Here is a 25,320-nt window from a genome sequence, read left to right as displayed (position 1 = left end):
GATGGCGGGGATTAATAGGATTTATATTTGATGTTGGTGAGATAACGCGCGGCGCGGGGGACGTATTCGTCTGCCTTGGCGTTTTTTTTGGCGGCGTTTTCGGTGACGATGGCTTCGATTTGCGTGCGGAGTTCGGCCGGCGGCGTGGGGAGATGGGCAAGGGCGTTCAAGGCGAGAAGGCGAAGTTCGCGGGGGTGGGTTTCGTCCAGCGCCGCGGCGAGCGCACGCCAAGCGGCGGCGTGGTTGGAGTCGCGGCGCAGAAGCGCCTCGGCAGCGGCGACACGCACCGCAGGCTCGGCGTCGGCAAGAAGCGTAGCGACATCGGATACGGGACCGCGCGCGAGCGCGGCGATAATTGACCAGTAGCGCATCACGGGGGCGGGATCGTGGAGGCGTTGGGCGCCGGGTTTGTTTTCCAATTGGAGCGCATCAACGAGGTCGAGGATGCGGGGAAGCGGATAGTGTTCGTCGCTGGCCGCGATTTCGCGCGGGGAGTGGTCGCCGGCGAGGGCGATCATCATGGGCTCGGGGAAAAAGCCGGTGTCGCGGATGGCGAGGAGGTGGGCGCGGTTGGCGGCGCGGAGCTCGAGGAGTTTTTCACGATGCGCGGAGTCGGCGGCGAGATTGCGGACGTTGTCAGGATCGGCTTCGCAGTCGAAGAGTTCCTCGGACGGCTTGGGCTCAAAGAAGGCGCGTTGGGCGGCATTGAGTTTGCCGGCGCGGAAAAGTTCGTCCCATTTTTGCATCGAGGCGGAGCGCCAGAGCGTGAAGAGGTGCTGGCCAGAGGGCCGATGGGGCATGTAGTGGCGGATGTAAAGGTAGCGCCCGTCAGTGACGGCGCGTGAGAGGTCATAACGTTCGTCCATGCGGTCGCGCAGAGTGTGAATGTAGCGCGGTGCCGGAGCACGGCCGGGACCGGCGATGGCGCGGCCTTGGAATTGCGGCGCGAGGGGAAGCCCGGCGAGGGAGAGGACGGTGGGGGCGAGGTCGGTGAAATTGACGAGTTCGCGAGAGCGCGAGCCGGGGGCGGCGGGAGCAAGATGCCTGTATTTGTCGGGGAAATACATGGCGAGCGCGACATGCGTGCCGTTGTCGTAGAGGAAGCGTTTGCTGCGGGGAAGCACGCCGCCGTTGTCTGAATAGTAGAAGACGATGGTATCGTCGGCGAGGCCGTCGGCGTCGAGTTGCGCGAGGACTTTGCCGAGGGCGTCGTCGGCGCGATGAACGCAGTCGTAGTATTGGGCGAGGTCAGCGCGGATCTCGGGCGTGTCGGGCAAGTAGGCGGGAACGCGCACGCGCGCAGGGTCGGTGACGAGAGCGACGCGCTCGAAGATGCGGCTCTCGTGCGAGAGTTCGGTGTTGAAAACGGCGAAGAAAGGCTGGCCGGGTTTGCGGTTGCGCCAGTGGGCGGTCTTGCTGGATTCATCCCACGCTGCGGCGGCAGACGTGGCGGTGTTGTAATCGGTTTTCGCGTTGTTGGTGCAGTAGTAGCCTGCTTCACGAAGGAACTCGGGGAAGAAGCGCACGCCGGGCTGCAACGCGCGCTGACTGCGCATGTGCTGTGTGCCAAGGCTGCCGGCATAACAACCGGCGATGATCGAGGAACGAGCGGGCGCGCAGACCGGAGCAGTGGAATAGGCCCGTTCGTAGAGAATACCGCGGGCGGCGAGGCGGTCGAAGTTCGGCGTGCGCGCGAGCGGGTCTCCGTAGGCGCCGGCATAGTTGAAGGAGAAATCCTCGGCGACGATCCAGAGAATGTTTGGGCGATCGGCGGCGGATGCGGATGGAGCAAAAGTCTGGAGAGCTGAAAGCGCAGCGGCGGCGGTGAGGGGAATGAGAGGCCGGGTGTGCATGTGTTTTTCCATTTTCGAAAAACGGGCGGGCTTGACAGCCTGCGTCACGACGACTGCGTGAATTTTTTGATATTGTCGCCGATGATTTTCATGGCGCGATCGGGTTGTTCCATGCTGCGCGGGTAGTAGTAATAGGTGAAGAGGTCGGGACGGAGGGCGAGAACGGCGGGATAGTTGCGCTCCATCGGCTCAAGCATGGATGCCTTGAGATTATGGTTTTCCGCGAGGAGAAAACTTTTGCGTCCGGGCACGGACCGGGCGGCTTTGATGAAGGACTCGCCTCTCCCACTGAGGAGAACTTTGCCGCGGCCGCTTTCCTGCCCTTCCTGGTTCTGCTCCATCCTGCTGTCTTCCTCCATGCCCCAGGGACGTCCGTCGGCGCCGTAGAAGTCCAAAAATTTGACGGCGGCGCCGGCGGCGAGTTCGTCCTGCGGATAGTGCGCCTGCTGAAACATGATCGTGTACTTGTCGGGCCATTTCTTTTTGGCGAACTCGCAAACACGCCCGTAGAAATCCCCGGCGGCGGCGAGGTGCGCGGCGCGAGGAGCATTTTTGCCCAAGGCCGCGACGGCTTGTTTTGAGTGATCGATGACGAAGCCTTTTGGCTCGTCGATGATGAAGCCTGCCAGCGTGGGGTGTTGTTTGTAGAGTTCGGCGAGGGATTCGCAGAAGAAGTCGTAAGTTTCGGGAGAATGCACGCTGCTGATGGCGCCGGTGGCGCGGGTCATCATGCGGGTGTTGCCCTTGGCGTTGACGATCCAAGTCTTCGGGTTGAGCACGGAGAAGAGGCTGGGGACTTTCGGCGCACCGGCGACAAGGCCGGCCCAGCGCGAGGGCACGGAAATGACGCGCATGCCAACACGTTCGGCCTCGGCAATGATGAGGGCGACGTTTTCGTAGGCGGCGAAGAGGTCTTGTTCGAGGTTGCTGATGCAGACGTAGTCCGTACCGATGCCCGCCATCCACTCCATGTCTTCGCGGATATGGCGCGGATTGCTCATGTAGATATAGGCGGCGAAATAATAAGAAGCGATCTTGGTGGTCTTCGAGCGGTTCTCGGAGCGAACAGCGGGAGACGCGGCGGTGAGCGGCAGGCCGGTGGCGGCGGTGAGCGCGGCAGTCGCGGCGGATGTTTTTAGAAATTGGCGGCGGTTCATGGCGTGTGCGGTTGATTTTGCGGTGTGTTATTTTTTGGAAGATGCTTTGCCTGCGGAGGGTGGCGGGCGGAGGGGAAAATCAGAGCTTTCGGTATGCGCGTGCCTCATGATTTCGGCAAAACGCGCGACCAAATCGGGACGGGTAGCGGCGAGATCGTGTTGTTCGCCGGGATCGGCAATGATGTCATAGATTTCCAGCGGAGCATCGAGGCTGTAGCGAACGGCCTTCCAATTGTCGGCGCGCGCGGCCTGGCGAGCTTGGGTTTTGACGACGAATTCCCAGTAGAGGTAATCGTGTTTTTTCTGTTCCGTGGGGCGCCCGAGAAGCGTGGGAAGGAAGCTGATGCTTTCCGCCGGCAAATCGGTGGCGGCGACTCCGGCAAGTTCGAGCGCAGTGGCGGAAAAATCCCAGAATGCGCAAAGGTGATCGGTGCGCGAACCGGGTGCGATGCGCCCGGGCCAGCAGGCAAAAAACGGCTCGTGGATGCCGCCTTCGTAGAGGTCGCGCTTGATGCCGCGATAGATGCCGCCGGAGTTGAAGAAGACGGGATTTTTGCCATCTTCCTGATGCGCGCCGTTGTCGCCAGTGAAAAGGATGAGCGTGTTTTCGGCGAGGCCGAGTTCGGCGAGTCTGTCACGGAGGCGTCCGACCTCGTGATCCAGGCGGAGCATCATGGCGGCAAACTGGATTGATTTTTCGTCAGCGCCGGGTTCACGCGCCCAAGCGTATTTTTGTTTCACCTTGGCAATCGAATCGGGCGGGCAGCGCAATTCGGCATGCGGCGTGGTGTAGCTCATGAAGAGGAAAAAAGGCTGTCTGTCAGCGGCGCGTCGTTCGAGCACGGTTAAGGCTTCTTCGGTAAAACGGTCGTTGGCAAACGTGCCTTCGGCATGCGAGTAGTTCGGCACCAATGCTTCCTTGTCCGTGCCGCGATAGAGAAACTCCGGGAACTGGTTGTGCGCGTGGGCCTGGTTGATGAAGCCGTAGAAAAAGTCCCAGCCCTTGTTGCCGGGTTCGGAGCCGCCGCCCTCCTCGCCAAGCCCCCATTTTCCTATGATGGCGGTGTGGTAACCGGCGGAGCGGAGCCGCTGCGCAATGGTGGTGTCTGCGGGTGAGAGTCCGACACGCGCGCCTTTGACGGAGGTGTTGTTGCGCACGGTGGCGTGCCCGGTGTGATGGCCGGTCATGAGGGTGTTGCGCGAAGGCGCGCAGACGGGCGAGCCGGCGTAGGCTTGGGTGAAGATCATGCCGTCGCGCGCGAGGCGGTCGATATTCGGCGTGTCGTAGCGTCTTTGCCCGGAGATCGACAGTTCGCCGTAGCCGAGGTCGTCGGCGAGGATGAGGACGATGTTGGGTTTCGCCACAGGCGCGGCGCCGGGCGCAGGGACCAGACCGCACGCGAGCGGGATGAGTAACGATGTTTTTTTAATGAGCGGGTTCATTCGTAGCGAGGACGTTTGGCGGGCGGCGGATCGCCGGGAAGGCAGCCGTGATAGCCGCGATAAATATCGAGCGGGTCCTCGCCTTGCGCGCCGTGGTCGTTGGTGTCGCGCACCCAGTCGTCAACGAGGGCGCGGAGTTGTTTGAGCGTGGCAATGTGCGCCGGGGCAAGGGCAAGGTTTTGGATTTCGTGGGGATCCGCGGCAAGGTCGTAGAGCTCCTCGACGGGTTTGCGGTCGGCGGCGAAGAGCGCGGCTTCGGGTGTGAGGCGGCCTTCGCGCGCGAGTTGCTTGACGAGATTCCATGTGGGATAGCTGCGTTCCTTGTAAGCATTGTATTGCATGTAGGGAATCATCGGGAAGTAGTTGCGGATGTATTTGAAGCGAGCGGTGCGAACGGCGCGCATGCGGTCGGTCGATTCATCCATGCGGTCGCGCGCGGCAAAGACATGGTCGCGGCGCGGCGTGTCAGAGGCAAAGAGGTCGTGACCATGCGTTGCGCCCGGAGGCAGCCCAATGCCGGCGAAACCGAGCAGGGTCGGTGCAATGTCCACGCCACTCACGAGACGTTCGTCGATTGTTCCGGCGGAGCGTCCATCGGGGAAACGAACGAGAAGCGGGATGCGCAGGCCATTATCGTAGAGGAATTGCTTGCCCCGGAAGAGCGGACCGTGGTCGCTGGAGATGACGACGATGGTGTTGTCCGCGAGCCCTTCGCGATCGAGACGCGAGAGAAGCTCGGCCACGTAGCCGTCGGCAAGGTGAATGGCATCGAGGTAGTTTGCGTAGTCGTCGCGCGCCACCGGATGATCGGGGTAGTAGGGCGGGAGTTTGATCTGCGCGGGATCGACGAGTTCGGACTTGGGCTGCCGGCGCGCGATTTTCCAGCCAGGGCCGGTGTGCGTTTCGTTGATGGTGATGTGCGCAAAGAAGGGCTGGCCGGGTGCGCGCTGGTTCCAGTCGCGCCCGTCGAACGGATCGCCAAGCGCGGGCTCGGTGACGGTGAAGTTGAGGTCGAGTTTGCCACAGCCGCGCGCACCAGCGGTGCCGGATATTTTTTCACCGGCGGACGGCTGGAGGTTGCAGGTGTAATAACCGGCTTCGCGAAACCAGTCGCATAGATGGCGCGCGGGCGGCGGCAGCGGACGTTTGTTCCAAGGCCAGGTGCGGTGCTGATGGGCGCCCGTGGCGATTTGGTAGCAACCGCTCATCAGCGCCGAGCGACTCGCGGAGCACACCGGCGCGGTGCAAAATGTATTTGTAAATCGGATACTCTGTGATGCAAAGCGGTCGAGCACGGGCGTCTTGACCAGCGGCTCGCCGTAGCAGGCGAGACTCGGACCGATGTCCTCCAGGATAACGTAGAGGATGTTGGGCTTCGGTCCTGGACGGAGCGAGGCTGGACGCGAAGCAGCCGCCGAGGGCGAAACGACGGTGGCGGATGGCAGGGGAAGTTTCGCCGTTGCGGCAAGCGCGGCGGTGGCGGCGGATGTTTTGAGAAACTGGCGTCGATTCAGGCTCATGGCAGAGCGGCGGCAAGGGCGGCGGCGGCGATAAAGGCGCCGATGCCCCGGGGATCGTGGCTGGGTTGCGGACGGTTGAAATAGTGTTCGTAAGAATCGCCGATAGCGGTGCCTCCGCAGATACCCCGCACGACGCCACTGGTATCGATGCGCGTCTGGAGTCCGGCCCAGGCACGACGGGCGGGGACGGCGAAGGTGTCGCGGTCAAGCCAGCCGCCTTTCATGCCTCGAATCATGGCAATGAGATACATGGCGCTGGCGGAGGTTTCCTCGAAGGATTCCGGTTTGTCGAGAACTTGATGCCAAAGGCCGGAGGCAGATTGGTGGCGTAACAGGGCGGCGAGGTGGCCGCGGTGGAGTGCGATGAGTTGAACGCGGGCGGGATGGGTTGCAGGGAGAAAACGGATGCACTCGGACATGGCCCACGCCATCCAGCCGTTGGCGCGCGCCCAATGAAAAGGGGCGGGCGTCTGACGCGATGCGTAGTAACCATGCCAGTAGAGACCGGTGGCGGGATTGTGAAGATGGCGGTGGAATAATTGCGCCTGGCGCACGACTTCGTCGTGAATGCGCGGGTCTTTTTTCCATTCGGCGGCGCGCACGAGAAAAGTGGCGCTCATAAAGAGGTCGTCGGCCCATACCGTTTGCGGTTCGGGCTCGTCGCGGCTGAGGGTGCCGTCAGCGAGGCGGGAGTGTTTGCTCAAAACGAAATCGAGAATGCTGTCGATGAGCGCGGCAGCGTCGGACGAAGGGAGTTGGTTGCGTCGAAGGAGCTCGATGAAGGGGAGCGCGGGGGCGCTGGTGTCGTCGAGCAGGCAACCGCGGAAGAGCCGGAAGTTGGCGGCACGCCAGGCGTGGGTGTTTTGGTATTGGTCTCGCTGCCACGGGAGGTTTTCCAGCGTGAAGGCGGCAAAGCGATCAACGTGGGCGCGCAGTTTAGCGGCAGCAGCGGGGTCAGAGGTGGCGAGAGCGTCGGCGGCTTCGAGGAGCGCGAGGTGCGTGACACCGGTCGCATAGTGCCATTCGACGAGCGAGTGCTTTTTGAAGGCGGCTTCGGGTTTGATGGCGAAATCGCGCACGGGCGACCGGGCACTGGCGGGGCGCCATTCGGAAAAGCGCACGCGGCGGTCGGTTTCGCCATGAGAATCGCAGGCTTGGAGGAAGGCTGTCGACGATGCGCTGACGCGGATATGATGCGTGCCTGCGGCAAGCGGAACGGTGAATCCGGCGGGCCACCGGAAACGGTCATAGGCGTATTCGCGCGGGGCGGCGGAAGGGGAGAAATCACGGGTAAAAGCTTTGGCATCGTCAATTTGGACCTCGATGATTCCGTCGCCGGCAACGCCGAAGTGGACAGTGCCGGACTCAGCAAGGGTGAACTCGGTTTGAGTGGGGACAGGGCGACGGTGTTGTTCGAGAATCTGGATGCCTTGTGGCGCGCGCCAAGGGACTTCGCGGAAGGCGAAAACGGAATCACGGAGGACGATATTGGCGGCGGCAAGGGAGGTTTGGAGGGGCGCGGCTTGCCCGTGTTCTGACACGGGAGAGTCGCTCGTGCCATCCGATCTGGACGTCACCTGCGGTGCCCCTATTCGCATCATTTTCATGGATACGAGGATCGCACCGGGGACCGTGAGGGTGGCCCGATGATCGGGAGCGGTGATGATTTCGGCACGCTCGAGGAGCGTTTTGCCTGCGGCGTCGACGAGGGTGAGGCGATAGTCGCCGGGCGGGAGGCGGAAGCAGCGGGCGATGATTTCGGCGGAAGAGGTCTGGTGAAGGAAAATGTCGGCGGCGACATGATCAGGGCCAGTCGAGGTGACGAGCGCGGTGAGGGATTGAGGGGCATGTTCCCAGGCGACATGGTAGTATGGGGAGAATCCTTGCGCGGTGTGACAGCCGGTGAGCATCGCGGCAAGGGTGTCGTCTCCGGTGGTATTGCCGTCATCCTGCGCGACGCGAACGCGATCAGTGAAAAGAACCTCACTGGTGCGCAAAGGGCGGTTGTAGCGGAGGACTTCGAGAATGGAGGTGTTGATGGTTTCGGCGAGCGGAGCGGTGTCGCCCGTGAGACGGTAGCGAAGGTAAGGCGGGCCGTGGCGGATGAGGAAGGCGTCGTGGCGGGTGTCGTTGGTTTCGAGACGCCATTGGGTAACGATGTTCCAGAACTCGGAACTGTCCATCAGGCGGGCGGCGGCCCATGCAGGGGAGCCGTCTGCGACGGACGACGCTACGGGCGTTTGTTTTTCAAGAAACACGAGCGTGTCCAGCATGGGCTGGAGGAGGCGTGCGTCGCGCTTGGCGGGAGTGTCGCCGCTCGTAAGCCAAGAATAGAGAAGCTGGTCATAGAGGCGGCCATCGGCTCCCCAATCGAAATAGCGCCAGAACATGTTGGCGCGGTGCCAGGCCGGTTCATCGCCGTTGATCGCGCCATCGGGATAGCGGATGGAGGCGGGGAAAAGGCCGGAAGGTTTGCCCTTGTCGGTGCGGGCAGCGGCTTTTGCCCATGAGAGGCTCCAGTCCCGGAGAAGGCCGGTGGCATCGGGGTCATTGGCAAGCCAGGCGTAGTAGCGCACGGCCTTGGCGGCGCGGGCGTTCATGCTGAGGTCGCGGTTGCGCGGTGGCTCGGTGAGGATTTCGGTGGCACCGAGCCAAGCGGATTTGAAGTGGCGGTCACCGTGGGTGTTGATGCCTGTCCAGAGGTCGCGCATATGGCGATGAGAATAGGCGAGGCGATCGATCCATGCGGGGTCGCGTGTGAGGAGCGCCATCATGGGCATGGTGTCGGAAACGTATTCGGCCGAATGCTCGACATCACGCGGTTCGCGGCAGTAACCGAGGTGAATCTTCGGGCTGAACCACATGCCGTTGGCGAGCTTGGCGAAGCCGTCGCGCACTTTGGTATCACCGGAAAACATGAGCACGGGCCACCAGCGGAGAAGCTCAACGTCATCGTCGGTTTTGCCGCCGAATTCGCCATTGGAAATCTGGCGTTCGTCGACCCAGTAGTGCGCGATGTCGCGGAGGCGATGGAGGGCTTCGTATTGGGCGGACGACCAAGCGGGAGCGGTCGGGAAAGGCCGAAAGGTTGAAGAGATAAATCGTCCACCATCGCCAGCACCGTCGTTGGGGACTTTTTCGCCGGCATACATGGCGATGAGATTGTCGCCGGGGTATTTTTGGCGGAGAATGGCAAGGTCGGCTTGATAGGCAGTGTTGTCGCCTTCGTGATGTTGTTCCTGCCAGAGCCAGTAGAGGAGGCGCGCGCGGAGCCAGCGGGCGCGGTCGCGCAGGGGGAAGGCGTCGCCATCGGGGTGATCGACAAGCGGATCGAGGAGCGAGACGGCGATTTTGTAGCGGGTGAACATGCTGCTGCGCGTGACGAGGCTGACTTCGTCCCAGCCGGCGGCGCGATGCCAGCGTTCGGCTTCGGCGAGGAGGTCGAGTTGCGCTTTCCAATAGGCGCAACCGGCGGCGAGTTCCGGGGCCCGGGCACCGTGGCGATCCAATTCGGCACGGAGGATATCAAGGGAGGCGCGGAAGGGATGGCGTCCGGCATCGGTAACTTGGCCGGCAAGCCAGCGCATGGTATCGGTGTCGGGCAGGTCAAGAGGGAACAGATGCAGGGCCAGAAGACGCGCGCCGCCGGGGGCGGCCTGACGGAAGCTTATTTCGGTGGGGTCGCCGTCGGCTTGGATGGGGAATTGCGCGACGCGGTAGCGGTTGATGGGCGGTTCCTGGGGTTCTGATTCCCGTCCGAAGGAACGCGGGTTGTGCGCGATGGCACGACCGTTGAGCGCAAGGGTGACGGTATGCGCGTTGGAGTAGCCGTCGTCGAGCCAGGCGATGCACATCCAGCGTCCGGGGGCAAGGTCGAGGCGGAGGGTGTAGTCCTCACCGGCCACGCCATCGAGCAATGGGGCGGAGCGCACGCCGGCGAATTTCTGAGGGAGCGTGAAGGTGCCGGCAGGAGAGCGCGAGGTGATCCAGCCATAACCGCGCGCCTCATCGTAAGCCGTCGCGGCCGAGAGCGAGGGTGAAGATGGCCCGGCGTCGAGACAGGTGGGTGCGGAGAGCGGAGAGGCGCGGGCGATTGTCGCGGTCGCCAGCAGGGCGAGGGAAGCAATCACAAGGTGCAGGGGCATGCCTTGCGTGCGCCCGGGTTGGTGAAGTGTTGTCATCAGAAATGGCGGGCGGACGATTGCGGGCGCACAGGAAAGTGCGCCCCTGCGAAGATTGATGGCGCGTCCGCCTCAGAAGCGGAATTTTACGCCACCGGAGATCGTCCGTCCATTGAAGCTGTAACTTTCGGGACGGTTGGGCGTGGAGGCATACCATCCCGTCACCTCCTCGGTGAGGTTGCGGCCTTCAAGATAGATGGTGAAGTTTTTCGTCACACGGTAGCTAAGCGAGACGTCCCATCGCGTGGCGGGATAGTTGATAGACATGTTGGTGAGGCCGCCGGTGGTGCGCACGAAATCGGCCACATGGTTCATGGCCACACGCGCGGTGAATCCGTATTTTTCCCACCAAAGCTGCACGTTATAGACGCGCTTCGGCTGTTCGGGCAGGAAATCCACCTTGAGCGGGCGGTATTGGTCGGTCGTGCCGGGAACGAGTTCCTCCAGCGTGGAGTGGCCGTCGGTGAAGGTGACGTTGGCGTTGATACCGAGGCCGTCGAGCGGGCCGGGAAGGAAAGTGAATACCTGCTGCCAGGAAAACTCGATGCCGTTTACCTTGCCATTCGAGCCGTTGCGGTCCTGAAAGTAGATCGTGTTGCTGACAGGGTCCGGATCCATCCACTGGCTGCGATAGATGACGTCGGCAAGATCCTTGTGGAAGAAGGCGGCCGAGAGAACACCGGAGGGCTGGATATAATATTCGATGGAAAGATCTATATTTTGCGACTGCTGGGCCTTCAGGTCGGCGTTGCCGAGAAAAATTTTGGTCGTGCCCGTATAGTCATCGGGACTGGTGCCGCCCATGCCGGAATCAGCCTGAGTGTCATTGTCCACGCGATAGGGGACAAGTTCGCCATAATTGGGCCGAGCCAGCGTGTTAGTATAGGCACCGCGAAGGACGAGGTTGGGCGTGATGCGGTAGTTGAGCAGGATGCTGGGATAGAGGCGCCCATAGCTGTTGTCGCCGCTCGACGGACCGTTGGGGTCGGCGAGCCAAGTGTAGCTGGTTTTGGTCTGCTCCCAGCGCAGGCCGGCGATGACCTCGAGCCGGCCAAACTTGGTGGTGCCCATGGCGTAGCCGGCGAGGATGTCTTCGGAAACATCATATTTACGGGCTTCCATACGAAGGATTTCGCCGCCGGTCGTGTCGCCAGTCCAGCCGCTGGGATTACTGTAATAACGGTCCAGGACTTCCTGCATGGACACATAAGGCCCCATGCTGGCCAAACTGCCTTCGATGAGATCGCGTGGTTCGGAGGCGATGGAAAACTCGGAATAATTGATCGTGCTGTTTGGCATGTAATCACGGATGGAGGGGCGCGAGTGGCGGTCCTTGCCGCGGTATTTGAGGCCGGTTTTGATATCGACGCGCTGCTGGCCAAGGTTGACGGGGAAGGTGTAATCAACGTTGCCGGACAGGTCGGTCTCGTCGTCCTTGCCCCTGTTGAAACGAATGGAGGAGAGCTTGCGATCAGCGAGGTTATGGAAAAGACCGTTTTCGCCGGTGGACCGGTGCGTCATGGCGAAAATGGGATACTGCGGATTGGAACGGTCGAGCGACCAGTCGTAGGCGCGGCGCTCGGTATTGCTGGGAAACTCGAAAATATAGCGATCGAACCCGCCCTTGGAGGTGGCGTCGCCGTAGCGCACGCCGTATTCGAGGACGCCGAAGGGGAGCGTGGTCTTGCCCTCGATGCCAAGACGAAGCGTATCGCGGTTGGTATAGCCGTCCTCATAGTTGTTGGAGAAGCGCACTTGCGCTCCGTATTCGTATTGGGCGGTCGAGGCGGCGTTGTAGCGTTGCAGCGCGCGGGCGCGGTTGCGATAGCGTCCGTTATCGTTGTCGTTGCCCTCGTAGAAGGTGCGGAAATGCAGTTCCGTGGTGGGGAAAACCTTCCAGTCGAGGTTCACGTTGACGCCGAGTTTGGTGATGTCGTCGAAGTTGAAGCGAGTGTCGTATTGTTCCATCGCCTGATCGCCGATGGCATCGGTCGTGCCCGTCTGGAATGGAATGCTGTCCGCGGGATAATAGGTGAATTCGTATTTGTCGCTGGAGCGTTTTTCCTTGCGGTAGGTGATGGAGGCGCTGAGTCCGAGAGTGCGAGCCTGATTGAGCACGTCCATGTAGGTGAGCGAGGTGGCGAAGCCGGTCTTGGAATCGTAGGCGTTGTAGATGTATTCGAACTTGCCGTTGATGCTGCGCTCCTTGAGGTCGAAAGCCGAACGGGTGACGAGGTTGATGATGCCGCCGAAGGAGTCCGCATCCCTGTCCGGCGTGAGGGCCTTGATGACTTCGATGCCGCCGACGATCTCCGCGGGGATCATGGAGAGGTCGACGGCGCGATTGTCGCCGTTGGTTTGCGAGGCCTGCGTGGACTCGCCGGCGGAGGTGAGCCGGTCGCCATCGAGTTGGACGGCGTTGTATTGGGCGGCGGTGCCGCGGATGCTCGCGTAGGAATCGTCCACGACATTGACGCCGGGGAGCCGTCCGAGCGCCTCGCCCACGGTGCGGTCGGGGAGGTTGCCGATGGCGTCGGACGAGATGACGTTCATGATGGAGCTGGCGGCGCGCTGCTGATTGATGGCGCGCGACTGGCCAACACGGATGCTCTCAACCTTGAACGCGTCGAGCATGATAATGTCGCTTTTCAGGACGAACGGAACGCTGACCGTGACGTCGGCGGCGACATTTACGTCCGCCGAAGCGGACTGGTAACCGAGGTAATCAACCGCCACGCGGTAGGAGCCGGGAGGGACGCCCTCGACGCGGAACTGTCCCTCGCGGTCGGTGATGGTGGACGCGCCTGCGACTCGTACCTCGGCGCCCTGAATGTAGTTGCCGCTCTGGTCGGTAACCACACCGGCCACGGCACCGTTGTTGCCAGAGGCAGGTTGCGCTACGATGTATGGCCCACAGGTCAAGCCAGCCAGAAGCATTACAACCAGAAAGAATTTTTTGAGGCAAAACCCGACTGAATAGTGAAGGAGACGCTGCAGATTAATTATCATAGAATACATGGGGAGCGGGGGGGATTGTAGTTATGGTTCGCAGTTGGCACTACGTAGGGAACGGGCATATGCTTATTCGCAATGCAAGCGATGTAAACCTGCTGTTTATTCATATTGTAGAGTGTCGTGGAAGGCGCATCTTGCCCCCAGGGGCATTCGCCCGGCGAGCGGCCAGCATTTCATTGAAATGCGAAGCAAGGCCGCGAGACCGGAGGACGGGGCCCGCCAACGCCGGACACCCCTTAACCAGCAAAAAGAACACCAGTGAGGATACCGCTGGAACCCAGCGGCTTCGACCGAGGCTGACACTAGATTGCCGAAAACCTGCGATAGATTATCGTCAATTCCCCCACCCTGCTTTCTTGCGTGCTTCGAATTGGCGGCACGTTTTCGCCAGTTCGTCCGTCAACAGTTTTGGTTTCGGCAAGGCCAGACTGTATTCACGAGCGAGCACCTTGTTGGACAATCCGTCCAGCGCATATTGGGCGAGCGCATCATTTGGCTCGGAGCAAAGGATCAAGCCGACCGGCGTATTCTCGCCTTCGCGCATCCAGTGCTTTTTGGCATAGTTCAGATAGGTGTGCATCTGCCCCGCATCAGCGTGCGTGAACTTCCCGGTTTTAAGGTCAATCACCACCAGACAGCGCAGTTGCCGATGGAAGAACAGAAGATCCACACGATACCATTCATCACCGATGCGGAGCCACCGCTGACGGCCCACGAACGCGAAATTCCCGCCCAACTCTAAGAGGAAGCACTCTGGTATCCAGTAACAGCTATAGTTTCGGATAAAGGCGGGAGAGTTTGATGCGGGCATCCTTGGTGGTGAAGCGCCAGTTGATGGGGGCGTCGCGCTGGTTGCGGTGCCGCTGCCAAGCCGCGACCTCGCGCCGCATGGACACGATGTCCGGAATGCGACGATGCAAGCACTGGCCGGCGAGGGCACTCAGTTCGATCTCGGCGATGTTCAGCCAACTGCCGTGCTTGGGGTGAGATGGATTTCGAGCCGTTCGGCCAGGCGGCGTGCTTCGGTTGGCGGGAAAGTGTCGTAAAGCGAGGCGATGTCGTGGGTGTTGAGATTGTCCATGACCAGGCGGACCTTGATCGCTCCGGGGTAACGCTCGTCAGCAGGGCCTTGATAAAGTGCGCCCAGTCCTGCCGCGTGCGCCGCTCGGTCACCTCGACATGGCGGCGACCGGCCAACGGTTCGACCGCGACAAACAGCGTGGCCACCCCGTTGCGGACATACTCGTGATCCAAGATTTGACCGTGTCCCGGGGCGAGCGGGATGGGCGCGGTCACCTCGCCCACCAACTGCTTGCTCGATTCGTCCATGCAAACCACCGGGAAGCGCGGATCGTGGGGCAAACGATATACCTCCGGCACATCCTCCATCGCGGCGACAAACGCCGCGTCCTGCGCTGGCGGGATCTTCCAATATTTGCTCAGGTGAGGCTGCAGTTCGTTTTTTTTAGCGACCGCTGCACGGTCATGGTGGAGACGGCGTCAACGATCTTCAGCTCGACGAGTTTGTCGGCCAAAAGCCGCACCGTCCACCGCTGGTATCCGTCGGGTGCCCGCGAACAGGCCAAGGCGGTCAGGCGCGCATCGAACGCCCCGTCAAAGGTGACCTCACGTGGCTTGCAGTGCGGCTGGCGGGCCAGCGCTGCCTCCAGTCCTTTCTCGACGAAACGCTGCTTGAGGTGCTCGACCGTGCGCGAGCTCACGCCCAAGGCCGAGGCAACATCAACCACCTTCCACGGATCGCCCAACTCGCCCGCGTCGCACAGCAGCAACGCACGAGCGTAAATGAACTTTGCCGTCGTGGATTTGCCGCTGCGAGCAAGTTCGGTGAGCTGCTCCCTCTCCGTCCTGGTGAGTGTGACTTTATATCGATTGGCCATGTCGGAGATAAACTCCACACACCTCAGACTTCAATGCGAATCAATAAACGTTACAAGATACGAGGCCGCCCGGTTCCGGTCGCGATACACATGCGCGTTTCCACGATTGATCAGATGGGCGGACGCTTCGATTCCTGCGAAAGCCAGGAGGAGTTGCGCGGTTGCGCATCGCGCGGAACGCGCACAAGGACTACCATCTGGGTGAGCGGCGTTTTCCGGACCCGGCGTATTCCGGCGGCTCGACGAAATGCGCCGGCATGCCAGCGCTCATGCGGCACATCGAAGCTGGGCGCGCCGAAGTGGTGCTAGAGTATTTCCTATTTATTCTGTCGCAAATAAACCATGTCCCCGTAGTGTCAGGCCGGTTTAGTGCCCGCGGCGCGACGCAAGGTCGCGCCCTACATGCGACAGAATAAATAGGAAATACTCTGATCTACAAATTCGAGCGTGTGCTGCGGAGCATGGACGAGTGGGCGTCTTTTCGCGCGTTCCTGAAGCGGCACAACTGCCGCCTCGAAAGCCCTGTGGAGGATCTCTCCGAGAAGGCCACAATGGGACACCGCCGCTCCTTATGCGTGTTCAGATGCCACCAGACAAATGCTTGTCTGTCACCGCGCCTTCGCTGGCCGTGCTGACGAGCTTGGCATATTTTGCCAAGACGCCTCTCGTGGCGTAGGGTTTGCGCGGTTTCCAAGTCTTCTTGCGCGCGGCGATTTCACGGGCGGGAATGGCAAGCGTGATCTGGTTTTTCACGGCGTCGATGGTGATCGGATCGCCGTTTTTCACGATGCCGATGACGCCGCCGATCGCCGCCTCCGGGGTGATGTGGCCCACGACAAATCCATGCGATCCGCCCGAAAAACGCCCGTCGGTGATAAGCGCCACTTCCCTGCCGAGCCCCTTGCCCATGATCGCGCTGGTCGGAGCCAGCATCTCCCGCATGCCGGGTCCTCCCACCGGACCTTCGTTGCGAATCACGACCACATGACCGGCCTTCACCCGTCCATCGAGGATGGCGGCAAGCGCGGCCTCCTCTCCTTCGAATACGATCGCCTTGCCGGAAAACGTGAGACCTTCCTTGCCTGAAATTTTCGCCACGGCCCCGCCCGCGGCGAGATTGCCGTAGAGGATGCGCAGATGACTGTCGGGCTTGATCGGTTGTTCAAAGGGCCGGATCACATCCTGCTCCGCCGGATACGGTTTCACGTCCGTGAGGTTTTCCGCCACGGTCTGGCCGGTGACGGTGAGGCAATCGCCGTGGATGAGTCCGCGGTCGAGCAGCGTCTTCATGAGCGGAAGCAGGCCGCCGATGCGGGAGAGGTGCACCATGCCGTATTTGCCGGATGGCTTGAGGTCGGCGAGCACCGGCACGCGTTTGCCGATGCGGGTGAAATCGTCGATGGCAAGGTTGACACCCGCGGTGTGCGCAATGGCCAGCAGATGAAGGACGGCGTTGGTCGATCCGCCCAGCGCAATCACGACGGTGATGGCGTTTTCGAAAGCTTTTTTAGTCAGGATGTCGCGCGGACGGATGCCCTTTCTGGCCAGCTCCACGACCGCCGCGCCGGCGCGGCGGCAATCCTGCTCCTTTTCCTTGGAAATGGCAATCTGCGCGGACGAGTTGGGCAGCGAGAGGCCGAGCGCCTCGATGGCGTTGGCCATCGTATTGGCCGTATACATGCCACCGCAGGAGCCGGGGCCGGGGATGGAACATTCTTCGACCACCTTGAGCGCATCGGAGTCGATCCTGCCCGCGGCATGCTGCCCGACGGCTTCGAACACGGACACAATGTCGAGGTCCTTTTGGGTTTCGGGGTGTATGCCGGGAAGAATAGTGCCGCCGTAAACAAAAACGCCGGGACGATTGAGGCGGGCCATCGCCATGACGCAGCCCGGCATGTTTTTGTCGCAACCGCCGATGGCCACCAAGCCGTCGAATCCTTCGCCGCCCGCCACGGTCTCGATGGAGTCGGCAATCACCTCGCGGGAAACGAGCGAATAGCGCATGCCGGGCGTGCCCATGCTGATGCCGTCGGCGATCGTGATGGTGCCGAAAATGATGCCCTTGCCACCGGCTTCGTTGGCCCCCTGCTCGGCGTGTTCGGCGAGCTTGTTGATGTGCATGTTGCAGGGGGTGAGCATCGACCAGGTGGAGGCGACGCCGACGATGGTTTTCTGGAAATCCGGGTCCTTGAACCCGACGGCGCGGAGCATCGAGCGGTTGGGCGCGCGGTCGGCTCCGTCATGCACGATGGATGAAAACTGGCGGGTGGCGTCGGCGGTGGCCTGGGCGGCCCCGGCGGTTTTGCGTGATTGGGTGGCAGCAGCTTTTGGTTTCATGGAAAATATGATTTTGCAACCGCGTCTCCTCACACTCCATCGGCGCGGGCTTTCAGAGCCTGGCGGTCGAGCAGATGCAGAACCGTGCCCTCAACCCGGATGGAGCCGTCCTTTCGGAAGCGGGCGAAGGTGCGGGACAGCGTCTCGCTGGTGACGCCGAGCTGACCGGCCAGGATCTTTTTGCTGACGGGCAGCACGAAGGACGCGGGGCCGTCCGCCCTGCCGCCTGCCGGGCAGTGTTCGAGCAGCCATGCGGCGAGCCGGCTCTCGATCTGGAGTCCCTTGATCTCGTGCAGCGATTGCATGAGGTGCTTCAGGTGCATGCTCATCGAGGCGAGCATGTGCAAAGCCAGTTCGGGGTTTTGACGAATCAGGTCGCGAAAATGATTCTTGCCGATGCGGATCACCTGCGAGGCTTCCAGCGCCATGGCGTTGGCCGGATAACGCTCGGCGCTGGCGAGCACCACCTCGGCGAAACTCTCCGGAGGGCTGAATACGCAAATGATCTGTTCACGGCCATCGGGCGTGAGGCGAAAGATGCTGATCCGCCCGCTTTGGAGAACGAAAAAACCGTCTGCCTTTTCTCCTTCGTGAAACAGGATCTCGCCCTTTTGCAGCGTTTTGATGGAGCAGCCTTCGGCCACTGCGGCGAGATTGGCGGGCGCCAGGTCGGCGAACATCCGGCTCTGCCTGAGCGTGGCGATCAACGCGGTCAAGCGATGCGGACTGGCGGTTGCGGAACGGGGAGTAGCCGGGTTGTTCATGGAAGCGGGCTTTCCGATCAGTCTTTGATTTCAGGCATGGAACAGGCGGGACTCGAAAATTTGGATGAGGGAAGCGCTATCACCGAGGCCGGAGGCGGATGGCCGGGCGACGCGGACGCGGACTCTTGAATCAAGGCGGCCAGCACCGAGCGATGGCATCGGGAGGCATCCTCGCAAAAACATCCGAGATTGATGCGCGTGCGCGCCGCCTGGGCCGCGAGCAGGCGAATGACCTGTGCCGGCGCGCCCTCTTTCATCTCCTTGCGATAACGGGAGGCAAATGTCTCGTGGTCGATGCTTCCCTTCCGGTAGGCGGCCACCAGTTCGCGGCTTGGAGCCAGAAGCGGCAGCCATACATCAAAATAGCCCCGCGCGGCATAGTCTTCACGACGGATGTTTCTGGGCAGAAACCGGGCCACGCCAAGGGCGAGCCCGGGCAGGCCGCCGGCATCTCCATAGCGATAGGTGTGCAGCTTCAGTTGCATCGGAAATCATGCGCCTTCGGACATTTGCTCCGCCGCGCGGTGAAGCAGCCGGGCAAGCCGCGGCCCCGTCGAGTGCAACTCGGCGCGATGGATGCGGTAGAGTTTTTCCAGAATCCACAGCCCCTTGGCCGTGAGCGAGACCTGCACGCGCCGCCGGTCTTCCTGCGATGGCAAACGACGCACGAGCCGGAGCGCTTCCATGCGATCCGTGAGTCCGACCGCGCTATGGTGGGCGATCTGCATCTGCTCGGCCAGTTCGCTGATCGTCACCCAATCCCTGCCCGGAAAACCCTGGATGGAGAGAAGCGCCTGATATTGTTGCGGGGTGAGCCCGTGGCTGACCGCGGCCGCCTCGCTGAAACCGAGAAACTTGCGCAGCATGTAGCGGAATTCCGAAAGCAGCTCATAATCGGCCTTGCCGAGTCCGGCGCCGGTCGGGGAGAAATTCATGGAAATATCGTTTTACGATATTTCCATGCCCGCGCAAGCCGGATTTTCCCTGCCCCGCGAAGAAGAGAAACTCGTCCCCCTGTTCTTCTCCGGCGGCCGCTTCAGTTGTCCAGTCGCCGGCGCGCGCCGAGCCAGGCGGCGGCAAGGGCGAGCGCGGACCAGGCGGCAGTCAACGCGGCGAACCACCCGGCGGCGTGCTTCACCCACCAACCGGCGAGCCCGTTGTTCTGGAGGCCGCTGAAGGCGGCGCGCTCCACGGCAAAGAGCACCGTGACGCGAAAGGCATCGAGCGGATTGAGCATGAGCGGCAGCACCCACAGGCCGGGATGATTTTGCATGAACGGCGCGCCGGCCAAGGCGAGCAGCAGGAGGTCGGCGCCAAAAAGGAGCACGAGCCAGGCGGCCAGCGCGGCGATCAGCCCGCGCACGCTGTCGCGTATCCAAAATCCTATGACAAGGCCGGCCAGCGCGCAGACCACGCTCACGCCCGCGGCGCCGGCGGCGGTGAGGAGCAGTTCGGGCGAGCCGGCCCCGGCGAGGACGGACGGGAGCGCGAGCAGGCCGGCGAAGGCGGCGGCGAGGAGGGCGAGCATGGCGGCCTTGCCGGCCAGCCACGGACCGATGCCGGCGGGTTGCGCGAGGAGCCAGGAAAACTCGTCGGCCTCGGCCTGGGCGGAGCTGAGGCCGAGCAGGAGCGCGGAGAGCGAAATGGCATAGAGCACCGCGTGCAGCAGCCACCACGCCGCGCCACGCGCAAGGGCGTCGCCGGGAGTGAGAAGCGGGAGCAGGCCGGCGGCGAGAACGAGCAGCAGATGCGCGTGGAGGAAACGGTTGAGCCGGTGGCTGAGCCATTCGCGCCCGGCGGCGGCGCGGGCGACCTGGGCAAAGGCGGGAAAAGGAGGCGCGGCGGGTGTCATGGAAAACGAATTCAGGCGTGCGGTGCGGAAGCGGAAACAGGCAGGGATGGAACCGGCGCCAGAGTCCCATCGGATGCGTGCGCGGGGAGAGGCTGCGCCGGGAACAGATGACGGTGGAAGGCGCGGTAGTGGCGGCGGAGTTCGCCGGGCGGCACTTCGCCGCCGGAACGTCCGCCGGCGAGAAGCACGCAGCGGTCGATGCGGCCCTCCCATTCGCCGAGCAGGTGTGTGGCCATGAGAATGGTGCGGCCGCGGCGGGCTTCACCGGTGAGAAAATCCTGCAGGGCCTCGCGCCATTCGGGATCGAGGTGGAGGCCGGGTTCGTCGAGCAGGAGCACGGGCGCGTCGGCGAGGGCAAAGACAGCGAGGGCGAGCCGCTGGCGAAGGCCGCCGGAGAGATTTCCGGTGGGCACGTCCGAAAAGTCGGCGAGCCCCCAGGCATCGAGCGCGGCGGGCACGGCGCGGAGGAGGCGTCCGCGCAGGCGGGCATGGAAGGCGGCGACTTGCGCGACGGTAAGCCTCGGGTGAAAGCTGGGGGACTGCGGCAGCCAGGAAAGGCAGGCCAGGGCCAGGCGGCGCGAGCGTTGCAGGTCGTGGCCGGCGATGCGGATGGAGCCGGCATCGGGCGCGCTCAGGCCGGCGAGGAGGCGGAGCGTGGTGGTTTTGCCCGCGCCGTTGGCGCCGATGAGGAGCGTGATGGCGCCGGGTTCGGCGGCAAAATCGAGGCCGCGGAGCACGCGGCGCGAGCCGAAGGATTTGGTGAGTCCGAGCGTATGGATCATGGCGCGGCGGGTGCGGGCGTGGAGAGAAGCGGCGGCGGCGCGGCGGTGAGCGGAGCGGGGTCGGTGATGCCGCTGACGCCGGGCAGCGCGAGGCGGCCGTGGATGAGGCGGAGCAGGCGCTCGCCGGGACTGGCGGAGAGGAGGCCGATGGCGGGAAAGCGACGCCGCCACGGGCCGAAAAGATCGGGTTCGCGGTGAGGGAGATCGGCGACGCCGTCGCGGTCCAGGTCGAGGGCGAGCGCGCCTTCCCAGCGGTTGCCGCGGCCGTTCGCGGCCCAGGTGTTGGCGGCGTTGCGCCCGCTGGTCTCGACCGGGTGGATGTTGCCGGAAAACGTGTTTTCGGAAAACACGGTGCCACGGGTGCTGTCGTTGACGCGGAGGCCGACGTGGTTGTTGAGGATGCGGTTGGCGCGAATGGTGTTCTCGTTGGAATTTTCCAGATAAAAGCCGAGGGTATTGCCCTCGATCAGGTTGTCCTCCACGAGCGTGTCGTCCACCGACTGGAAGAGCAGCCCGTAGGCGCGGTGGCTGCGGTTGGCGGCGAAGCGGTTGGCGCGCAGCACCAGGCCCTTCGAATACATCAGGGCGGAGCCGGCGGCGTTCCCCGTGAACAGGTTTCCCTCGAATGTATTGCCGTCCGAATACATGTAGTGCAGTCCGTAGCGCACGCCGGTGATGGTGTTGTGGCGCACCTGCGTGTCGTCGGTGAAGGAAAAATAGATGCCGTCGCGGGTGCCGCTGATGGTGTTGCCGCCGATGAGGTGGCCCGCGGAGTTCCAGAGATGGATGCCGTTGCCGCGGCGGTCCTGGACGGATTCGATTTCGCAGAGTTCGGATTCGCCGGGCCTGAGGCCGGCGGCGAGCGGGTCGGCGATGGCGGCGGCGAGGGCGCCGTCGCCGAGGATGACATTGTCTTCGATGCGGCAGCCGGCGGCCTTGCGCACGTAGATGCCGTGGAGGCTGTCGAGGATGCGGTTGCCGTGGATGAACGCACGCGGCGCGGAGATGTGGATGGCGGCGTGGTCGGCCGAGAGGTCGCGTCCGGAGCCGCGCAGGGTGAAGCCGGCCAGCTCGACATCGGGCGCGCGGATCGCGACGACATGGGTGCGGCGGTCGCCGCGGAGGATGACGGGAGAACCGGAAGGCGAGGCGAGGAGGCGGAGCGGTTTTTCGATGACGAACGGGCCATCGTAATCGCCGGGCGGCACAAGGAGCGTCTCGCCGGGTGCGGCGGCCCGGATGCGGTCGCGGAGCGCGTCGCCGGGAGACGGGGACGCCGCGCCGAAGGCGGAATGGGCCGCGCCCGCGGCGAGGGCGGCGAGCACGGCGCAAAACAGATGGCGACGCGGGGCGGTCATGATTCGGGCAGGGTTTCCCCGCGGGAGCACCACATGGCGGCGGCGACCAGCACCGGCACGAGCGCGAGGCAAAGCGCGCCGGATTGCGGGAGGCTGGTCTGGATGAAATTGGCGATTTTCTGGCTGCCGAACATGACCGGCGTGAAGGGCTCGATGGTCATGGGCGCGCGAGGGTCGAGCTGGTGGCCGTAATTGTAGAGCCGCAGGTAGAAATTGCCGAGCGAGAAGGCGGTGAAGTAAACGAAGAGCACGCCGAGATCGACGAGGCTCTGCATGCGGCCGATGAACGCGGCGCGGAGCGCGAGCAGCCCGAAAACGCCGAAGGCAAAGGGCAGCCAGGTCATTTCCGCGAAGTCGGCCTGCGCGAGCGGCTTCATGCCGATGTAGTGGTTGAGCGTGTTGATCTCGTGGAGGTCCTGGCCGCCGTTGCCGCCGACGAGCTTGTGCGCGTAGATGCGCAGGGCGAGGCCCTCGCGGTATTGCGGGGCCACGAGATGGATTTTCCAGAGCGGAAGAAACACCGCCCCCACCAGCGCCGCGGCCGCCGCGAGGAGGAGCAGCCGCGAGGCCAGGCCGAGCGGGCGGCGCAGGAAGCGATACTGGCGCGAGAAGAGCGTTTTGATCATGGCGAGCGGCGGCGAGCGCGGCGCCGCGACGGATCACGACTTCGGTTTTACGGCGAGGTAGCCCTGCATCTCCTGGTGGAGCGCCGAGCAGAAGTTGGTGCAGTAGAAGGGAAACACACCGGGCTTTTTTATCTTGAGCCGGAGGGTCTTGGTCTCGCCCGGATCGAAGATCACGTTGACGTTCTGCTCCGCGATCGCGAGGCCGTGGATCATGTCGGTGGTCTGCTCGACGTTGGTTACGTGAATGACGAGTTCGTCGCCCTCGTTGACGTCGATGCGGTCGGGAATGAAGCGGCTGCGGATGGCCACCATCTTCACCTCGACGGTGTTGCCGCGGCGCGTGATGGAGGCGTCCTTCGCATCCCAGATGGCGTGCGGATGCGCGCTTCCGGCCTTGGGATAGACCTCGATGGGCTTGATGGCGTCGGCCTTGAGAATCTGCGCGAAGTGCGGCTCGGGCTCGGTGAAGGCCTCGTAGAGCATTTCCATCTTTTCGCCGGTGATGTCGATGAGCTGGCTCGATTCGGGCTGGGCCGGGCCGACGGAGAGGTGGCGGCCCTTGGAGAGCTTGTTCATCGCGACGAGATACTTGCCGTAGGGCTCCTTCGTGTCGCTGCCGCCGACCACGAGGTGGCCGATGTTGTAGTGCACGTCGATCTTGTCGAGGATCACCTTGTTGAGGTCGGCCTTCTCTTCGGCAGTCCAAGGAGGGAGTTTCCACTTGGCGACGGCGGATTCGATGTAGAGCGAGGTGTAGGCGTTGCCCTTGCCGTCATACTGGGTGTGGAGCGGGCCGAGGCCGACGGGGATCTCGCCCTCGAGCACGCTTTCGTAGCGGATCACCGGCACGCCGCGCACCTCCCCGGTGAAGTCCTTCCGGTCGATGGCGGCCTTGATTTTTTCGAAATCGAACACGGAGACCACGGGCTGGAGCTTGCCGCTGGCGGCGATCCAGCGGCCGGAAGGGTCGGTGTCGATGCCGTGCGGCGACTTGGGCACGGGCAGGAAGTAGAGCACGCCGGGAACCTTGGCGGGGGCGATCACCGGCACGCCGTCGAGCGTGGTCGCGAGGCCGTCGCGCACGGCCTGCCCGGCGGCGCGCCAGTTGACGACGGCGGCGTAGTCGCGGTCGCCCTGGGTGGAGGTGGCCTCGAGGGTCTCGTGGGCCATCTCGCTGTTGTAGGAGGTCCAGAAGGCCCAGCCGCTGCTGGGGCCCTTGCCGGTGGAGCCCAAGTCCCAGTTGAAGGGAGGCGTGAGAATCTGCCAGCCGACGCTCATGGTGCCGTCGGAGGGATCGACCTTGATGCCGCTGACCATGCCGTTGAATTCTTTTTCGTAGTCGGCGGGATCGGCGTGGCGGCCCTTGGGGAGGGGCACGGAGAAACGCGAAGCCACGAGCACGTATTCGGTGTTCTCGGTGACGAAGGACGAGCCGTGGTTGCCGCTGGAGTTCGGGATGGGGCCGAGGATCTGGCGGGTCTTGAAGTCGCGCAGGTCGATGCGGGCGACGCGGTTGTTGGCGTTGTCGTTGACGAAGAGCCAGCGTCCGTCGTAGAGGCCGTCGGCCTGCGAGAGCGCGGGATGGTGGACGTCGCCCCAAGCGTAGTCGCCGAGCAGGGCCTTGGTCTCCTCGTCGAAACCGTATCCTGTTCCCGGATACGGAGAGAACACCGGGATGGTGGAGATGTGGCGCATCGAGGGGAGACCGGCGACGAAGACCTGGCCGGAGTGCCCGCCGGAGTAGAACAGGTAATACTCATCCTTCTCGCCCGGGGCGACCCAGGTGCGGGCGGCAGCGGAACCGGGCGCGCCGGATTTGCCGGATGAGGACGAGGAGGCGCCGGGGGGATTGCAGCCCGAGAGCAGGAGCGCCGGGACGAGCGCGGCGGCGAGGGCAGCCGGGCCGGGGCGAGACATGAAAGGGGGAAGGTGTGTTTTCATGGAAGGAGAAGAGCATGAGTGAAGGGGCGGAGAGCGGACGCAGGCGCGGCGGTTATTCGACGATGAGTTCGCCTTTCATGCCGACCTGGAAGTGCCCGGGGAAGGAACAGACAAACGGGTAGCGCCCGGACCGGACGGGGGTCTTGAAGGTGACGGTGTCGCTTTCGCCGGGGCCGAGGAGCTTGGTGGAGGCGAGGATGTGGCTTTTGTATTTGGCCGGCACGTAGTCGGTCTTCACGGCCTGGGCGGCATCGTTGACGAAGGTGGCGGGATCGAGGCCGGGGGCGAGGACGACGAAGTTGTGCCCCATGGAAAACTTCGGCATGGTGCCGACGTTTTTGAGCGTGATGGAAAGCGTCTCGCCGGGTTTGGCGCGGATTTCCGTGAGGCTGAACTTCATCGAGTCGCTGCCGGTGATTTCGACGGGGCGTCCGGTGGCGGGCGCGGAAGCGGCGGAGGCGGTCTTGCCGGAATCGGGAGGATTGGAAGAGGGGCCGCAGCCGGCGAGGAGCAGCAGAACCGCGCCGGCGGCCGCGACGGAAGCAAGGCGGGAGAGGTGGGTGATGGTTTTCATGAACGCGACGATTCTA

At 63.1% G+C, this 25,320-nt stretch carries 16 protein-coding genes and 2 pseudogenes; all 18 read right to left on the bottom strand.

The window, feature by feature from the left end; all coding sequences use genetic code 11:
• Positions 1–11: 11 nt before the first annotated feature.
• The 18 genes and pseudogenes from OH491_RS18945 to OH491_RS18860 all read right to left on the bottom strand — a co-directional run bounded on the left by OH491_RS18945 (position 12) and on the right by OH491_RS18860 (position 25,304).
• Positions 12–1,853 (bottom strand): sulfatase, encoded by a 1,842-nt coding sequence (locus tag OH491_RS18945; RefSeq protein ID WP_334319261.1) that lies wholly within the window; start codon positions 1,851–1,853, stop codon positions 12–14.
• A gap of 44 nt (positions 1,854–1,897) precedes the next feature.
• A complete protein-coding gene (locus OH491_RS18940) occupies positions 1,898–3,010 on the bottom strand; it encodes a twin-arginine translocation signal domain-containing protein (RefSeq protein WP_068770070.1) in 1,113 nt (370 codons plus the stop codon).
• A gap of 27 nt (positions 3,011–3,037) precedes the next feature.
• Positions 3,038–4,453 carry an arylsulfatase gene (locus tag OH491_RS18935; protein ID WP_068770071.1) on the bottom strand — a complete coding sequence of 472 codons (1,416 nt, stop codon included), beginning with the start codon at positions 4,451–4,453 and terminating at the stop codon, positions 3,038–3,040.
• Positions 4,450–5,973 (bottom strand): sulfatase family protein, encoded by a 1,524-nt coding sequence (locus tag OH491_RS18930; protein ID WP_068770072.1) that lies wholly within the window; start codon positions 5,971–5,973, stop codon positions 4,450–4,452. Before OH491_RS18930 ends, OH491_RS18935 begins: the two co-directional genes overlap by 4 nt.
• Entirely contained in the window at positions 5,970–10,154 is a 4,185-nt protein-coding gene (locus OH491_RS18925; protein WP_068770073.1) for a glycoside hydrolase family 88/105 protein, read from the bottom strand. Before OH491_RS18925 ends, OH491_RS18930 begins: the two co-directional genes overlap by 4 nt.
• Before the next feature lie 72 nt (positions 10,155–10,226).
• Positions 10,227–13,022 (bottom strand): TonB-dependent receptor, encoded by a 2,796-nt coding sequence (locus tag OH491_RS18920; RefSeq protein ID WP_334319262.1) that lies wholly within the window; start codon positions 13,020–13,022, stop codon positions 10,227–10,229.
• Positions 13,023–13,503: 481 nt separating this feature from the next.
• Positions 13,504–13,917 (bottom strand): annotated as a pseudogene (locus OH491_RS18915) (PDDEXK nuclease domain-containing protein); the annotation flags it as partial.
• A gap of 22 nt (positions 13,918–13,939) precedes the next feature.
• A pseudogene (locus OH491_RS18910) lies at positions 13,940–15,067 on the bottom strand (IS630 family transposase).
• 579 nt (positions 15,068–15,646) lie between these two features.
• The gene (gene ilvD / locus OH491_RS18905) at positions 15,647–17,407 is read right to left on the bottom strand and encodes a dihydroxy-acid dehydratase (RefSeq protein WP_068770076.1); all 1,761 of its coding nucleotides are present in this window, start codon (positions 17,405–17,407) and stop codon (positions 15,647–15,649) included.
• A 29-nt stretch (positions 17,408–17,436) separates the two neighbouring features.
• Entirely contained in the window at positions 17,437–18,114 is a 678-nt protein-coding gene (locus tag OH491_RS18900; RefSeq protein WP_334319263.1) for a Crp/Fnr family transcriptional regulator, read from the bottom strand.
• Positions 18,115–18,188: 74 nt separating this feature from the next.
• Positions 18,189–18,656 carry a DUF488 domain-containing protein gene (locus OH491_RS18895; RefSeq protein ID WP_068770078.1) on the bottom strand — a complete coding sequence of 156 codons (468 nt, stop codon included), beginning with the start codon at positions 18,654–18,656 and terminating at the stop codon, positions 18,189–18,191.
• Positions 18,657–18,662: 6 nt separating this feature from the next.
• Positions 18,663–19,106 (bottom strand): MarR family winged helix-turn-helix transcriptional regulator, encoded by a 444-nt coding sequence (locus tag OH491_RS18890; RefSeq protein WP_068770079.1) that lies wholly within the window; start codon positions 19,104–19,106, stop codon positions 18,663–18,665.
• A 101-nt stretch (positions 19,107–19,207) separates the two neighbouring features.
• On the bottom strand, positions 19,208–20,023 hold the full coding sequence (locus OH491_RS18885) for a hypothetical protein (protein ID WP_068770080.1): 816 nt from the start codon (positions 20,021–20,023) through the stop codon (positions 19,208–19,210).
• An 11-nt stretch (positions 20,024–20,034) separates the two neighbouring features.
• Positions 20,035–20,805, bottom strand: a complete 771-nt coding sequence (locus OH491_RS18880) for an ABC transporter ATP-binding protein (RefSeq protein WP_068770081.1) — start codon at positions 20,803–20,805, stop codon at positions 20,035–20,037.
• The gene (locus tag OH491_RS18875; protein ID WP_068770082.1) at positions 20,802–22,163 is read right to left on the bottom strand and encodes a NosD domain-containing protein; all 1,362 of its coding nucleotides are present in this window, start codon (positions 22,161–22,163) and stop codon (positions 20,802–20,804) included. Before OH491_RS18875 ends, OH491_RS18880 begins: the two co-directional genes overlap by 4 nt.
• The gene (locus OH491_RS18870; protein WP_084442118.1) at positions 22,160–22,789 is read right to left on the bottom strand and encodes a hypothetical protein; all 630 of its coding nucleotides are present in this window, start codon (positions 22,787–22,789) and stop codon (positions 22,160–22,162) included. Before OH491_RS18870 ends, OH491_RS18875 begins: the two co-directional genes overlap by 4 nt.
• A gap of 33 nt (positions 22,790–22,822) precedes the next feature.
• Positions 22,823–24,730: a Sec-dependent nitrous-oxide reductase gene (nosZ, locus tag OH491_RS18865; protein WP_334319264.1), complete on the bottom strand. Its 1,908-nt coding sequence runs from the start codon at positions 24,728–24,730 to the stop codon at positions 22,823–22,825.
• Positions 24,731–24,782: 52 nt separating this feature from the next.
• Positions 24,783–25,304, bottom strand: coding sequence for a plastocyanin/azurin family copper-binding protein (locus tag OH491_RS18860; RefSeq protein ID WP_068770084.1), 522 nt, complete (start codon positions 25,302–25,304; stop codon positions 24,783–24,785).
• Between the last annotated feature and the right edge of the window lie 16 nt (positions 25,305–25,320).

It is taken from the genome of Termitidicoccus mucosus (assembly GCF_038725785.1).
Lineage (GTDB): Bacteria > Verrucomicrobiota > Verrucomicrobiia > Opitutales > Opitutaceae > Termitidicoccus > Termitidicoccus mucosus.
The sequence above is the reverse complement of the archived record's forward strand: the minus strand, read 5'-3'. Positions and strand labels throughout refer to the sequence as shown.

Coding starts and splice junctions, on each gene's coding strand:
- OH491_RS18945 (WP_334319261.1), bottom strand. CDS start 1,853: ATGCACACCCGGCCTCTCATTCCCCTCACCGCCGCCGCTGCGCTTTCA.
- OH491_RS18940 (WP_068770070.1), bottom strand. CDS start 3,010: ATGAACCGCCGCCAATTTCTAAAAACATCCGCCGCGACTGCCGCGCTC.
- OH491_RS18935 (WP_068770071.1), bottom strand. CDS start 4,453: ATGAACCCGCTCATTAAAAAAACATCGTTACTCATCCCGCTCGCGTGC.
- OH491_RS18930 (WP_068770072.1), bottom strand. CDS start 5,973: ATGAGCCTGAATCGACGCCAGTTTCTCAAAACATCCGCCGCCACCGCC.
- OH491_RS18925 (WP_068770073.1), bottom strand. CDS start 10,154: ATGACAACACTTCACCAACCCGGGCGCACGCAAGGCATGCCCCTGCAC.
- ilvD (WP_068770076.1), bottom strand. CDS start 17,407: ATGAAACCAAAAGCTGCTGCCACCCAATCACGCAAAACCGCCGGGGCC.
- OH491_RS18895 (WP_068770078.1), bottom strand. CDS start 18,656: ATGCAACTGAAGCTGCACACCTATCGCTATGGAGATGCCGGCGGCCTG.
- OH491_RS18890 (WP_068770079.1), bottom strand. CDS start 19,106: ATGAATTTCTCCCCGACCGGCGCCGGACTCGGCAAGGCCGATTATGAG.
- OH491_RS18885 (WP_068770080.1), bottom strand. CDS start 20,023: ATGACACCCGCCGCGCCTCCTTTTCCCGCCTTTGCCCAGGTCGCCCGC.
- OH491_RS18880 (WP_068770081.1), bottom strand. CDS start 20,805: ATGATCCATACGCTCGGACTCACCAAATCCTTCGGCTCGCGCCGCGTG.
- OH491_RS18875 (WP_068770082.1), bottom strand. CDS start 22,163: ATGACCGCCCCGCGTCGCCATCTGTTTTGCGCCGTGCTCGCCGCCCTC.
- OH491_RS18870 (WP_084442118.1), bottom strand. CDS start 22,789: ATGATCAAAACGCTCTTCTCGCGCCAGTATCGCTTCCTGCGCCGCCCG.
- nosZ (WP_334319264.1), bottom strand. CDS start 24,730: ATGAAAACACACCTTCCCCCTTTCATGTCTCGCCCCGGCCCGGCTGCC.
- OH491_RS18860 (WP_068770084.1), bottom strand. CDS start 25,304: ATGAAAACCATCACCCACCTCTCCCGCCTTGCTTCCGTCGCGGCCGCC.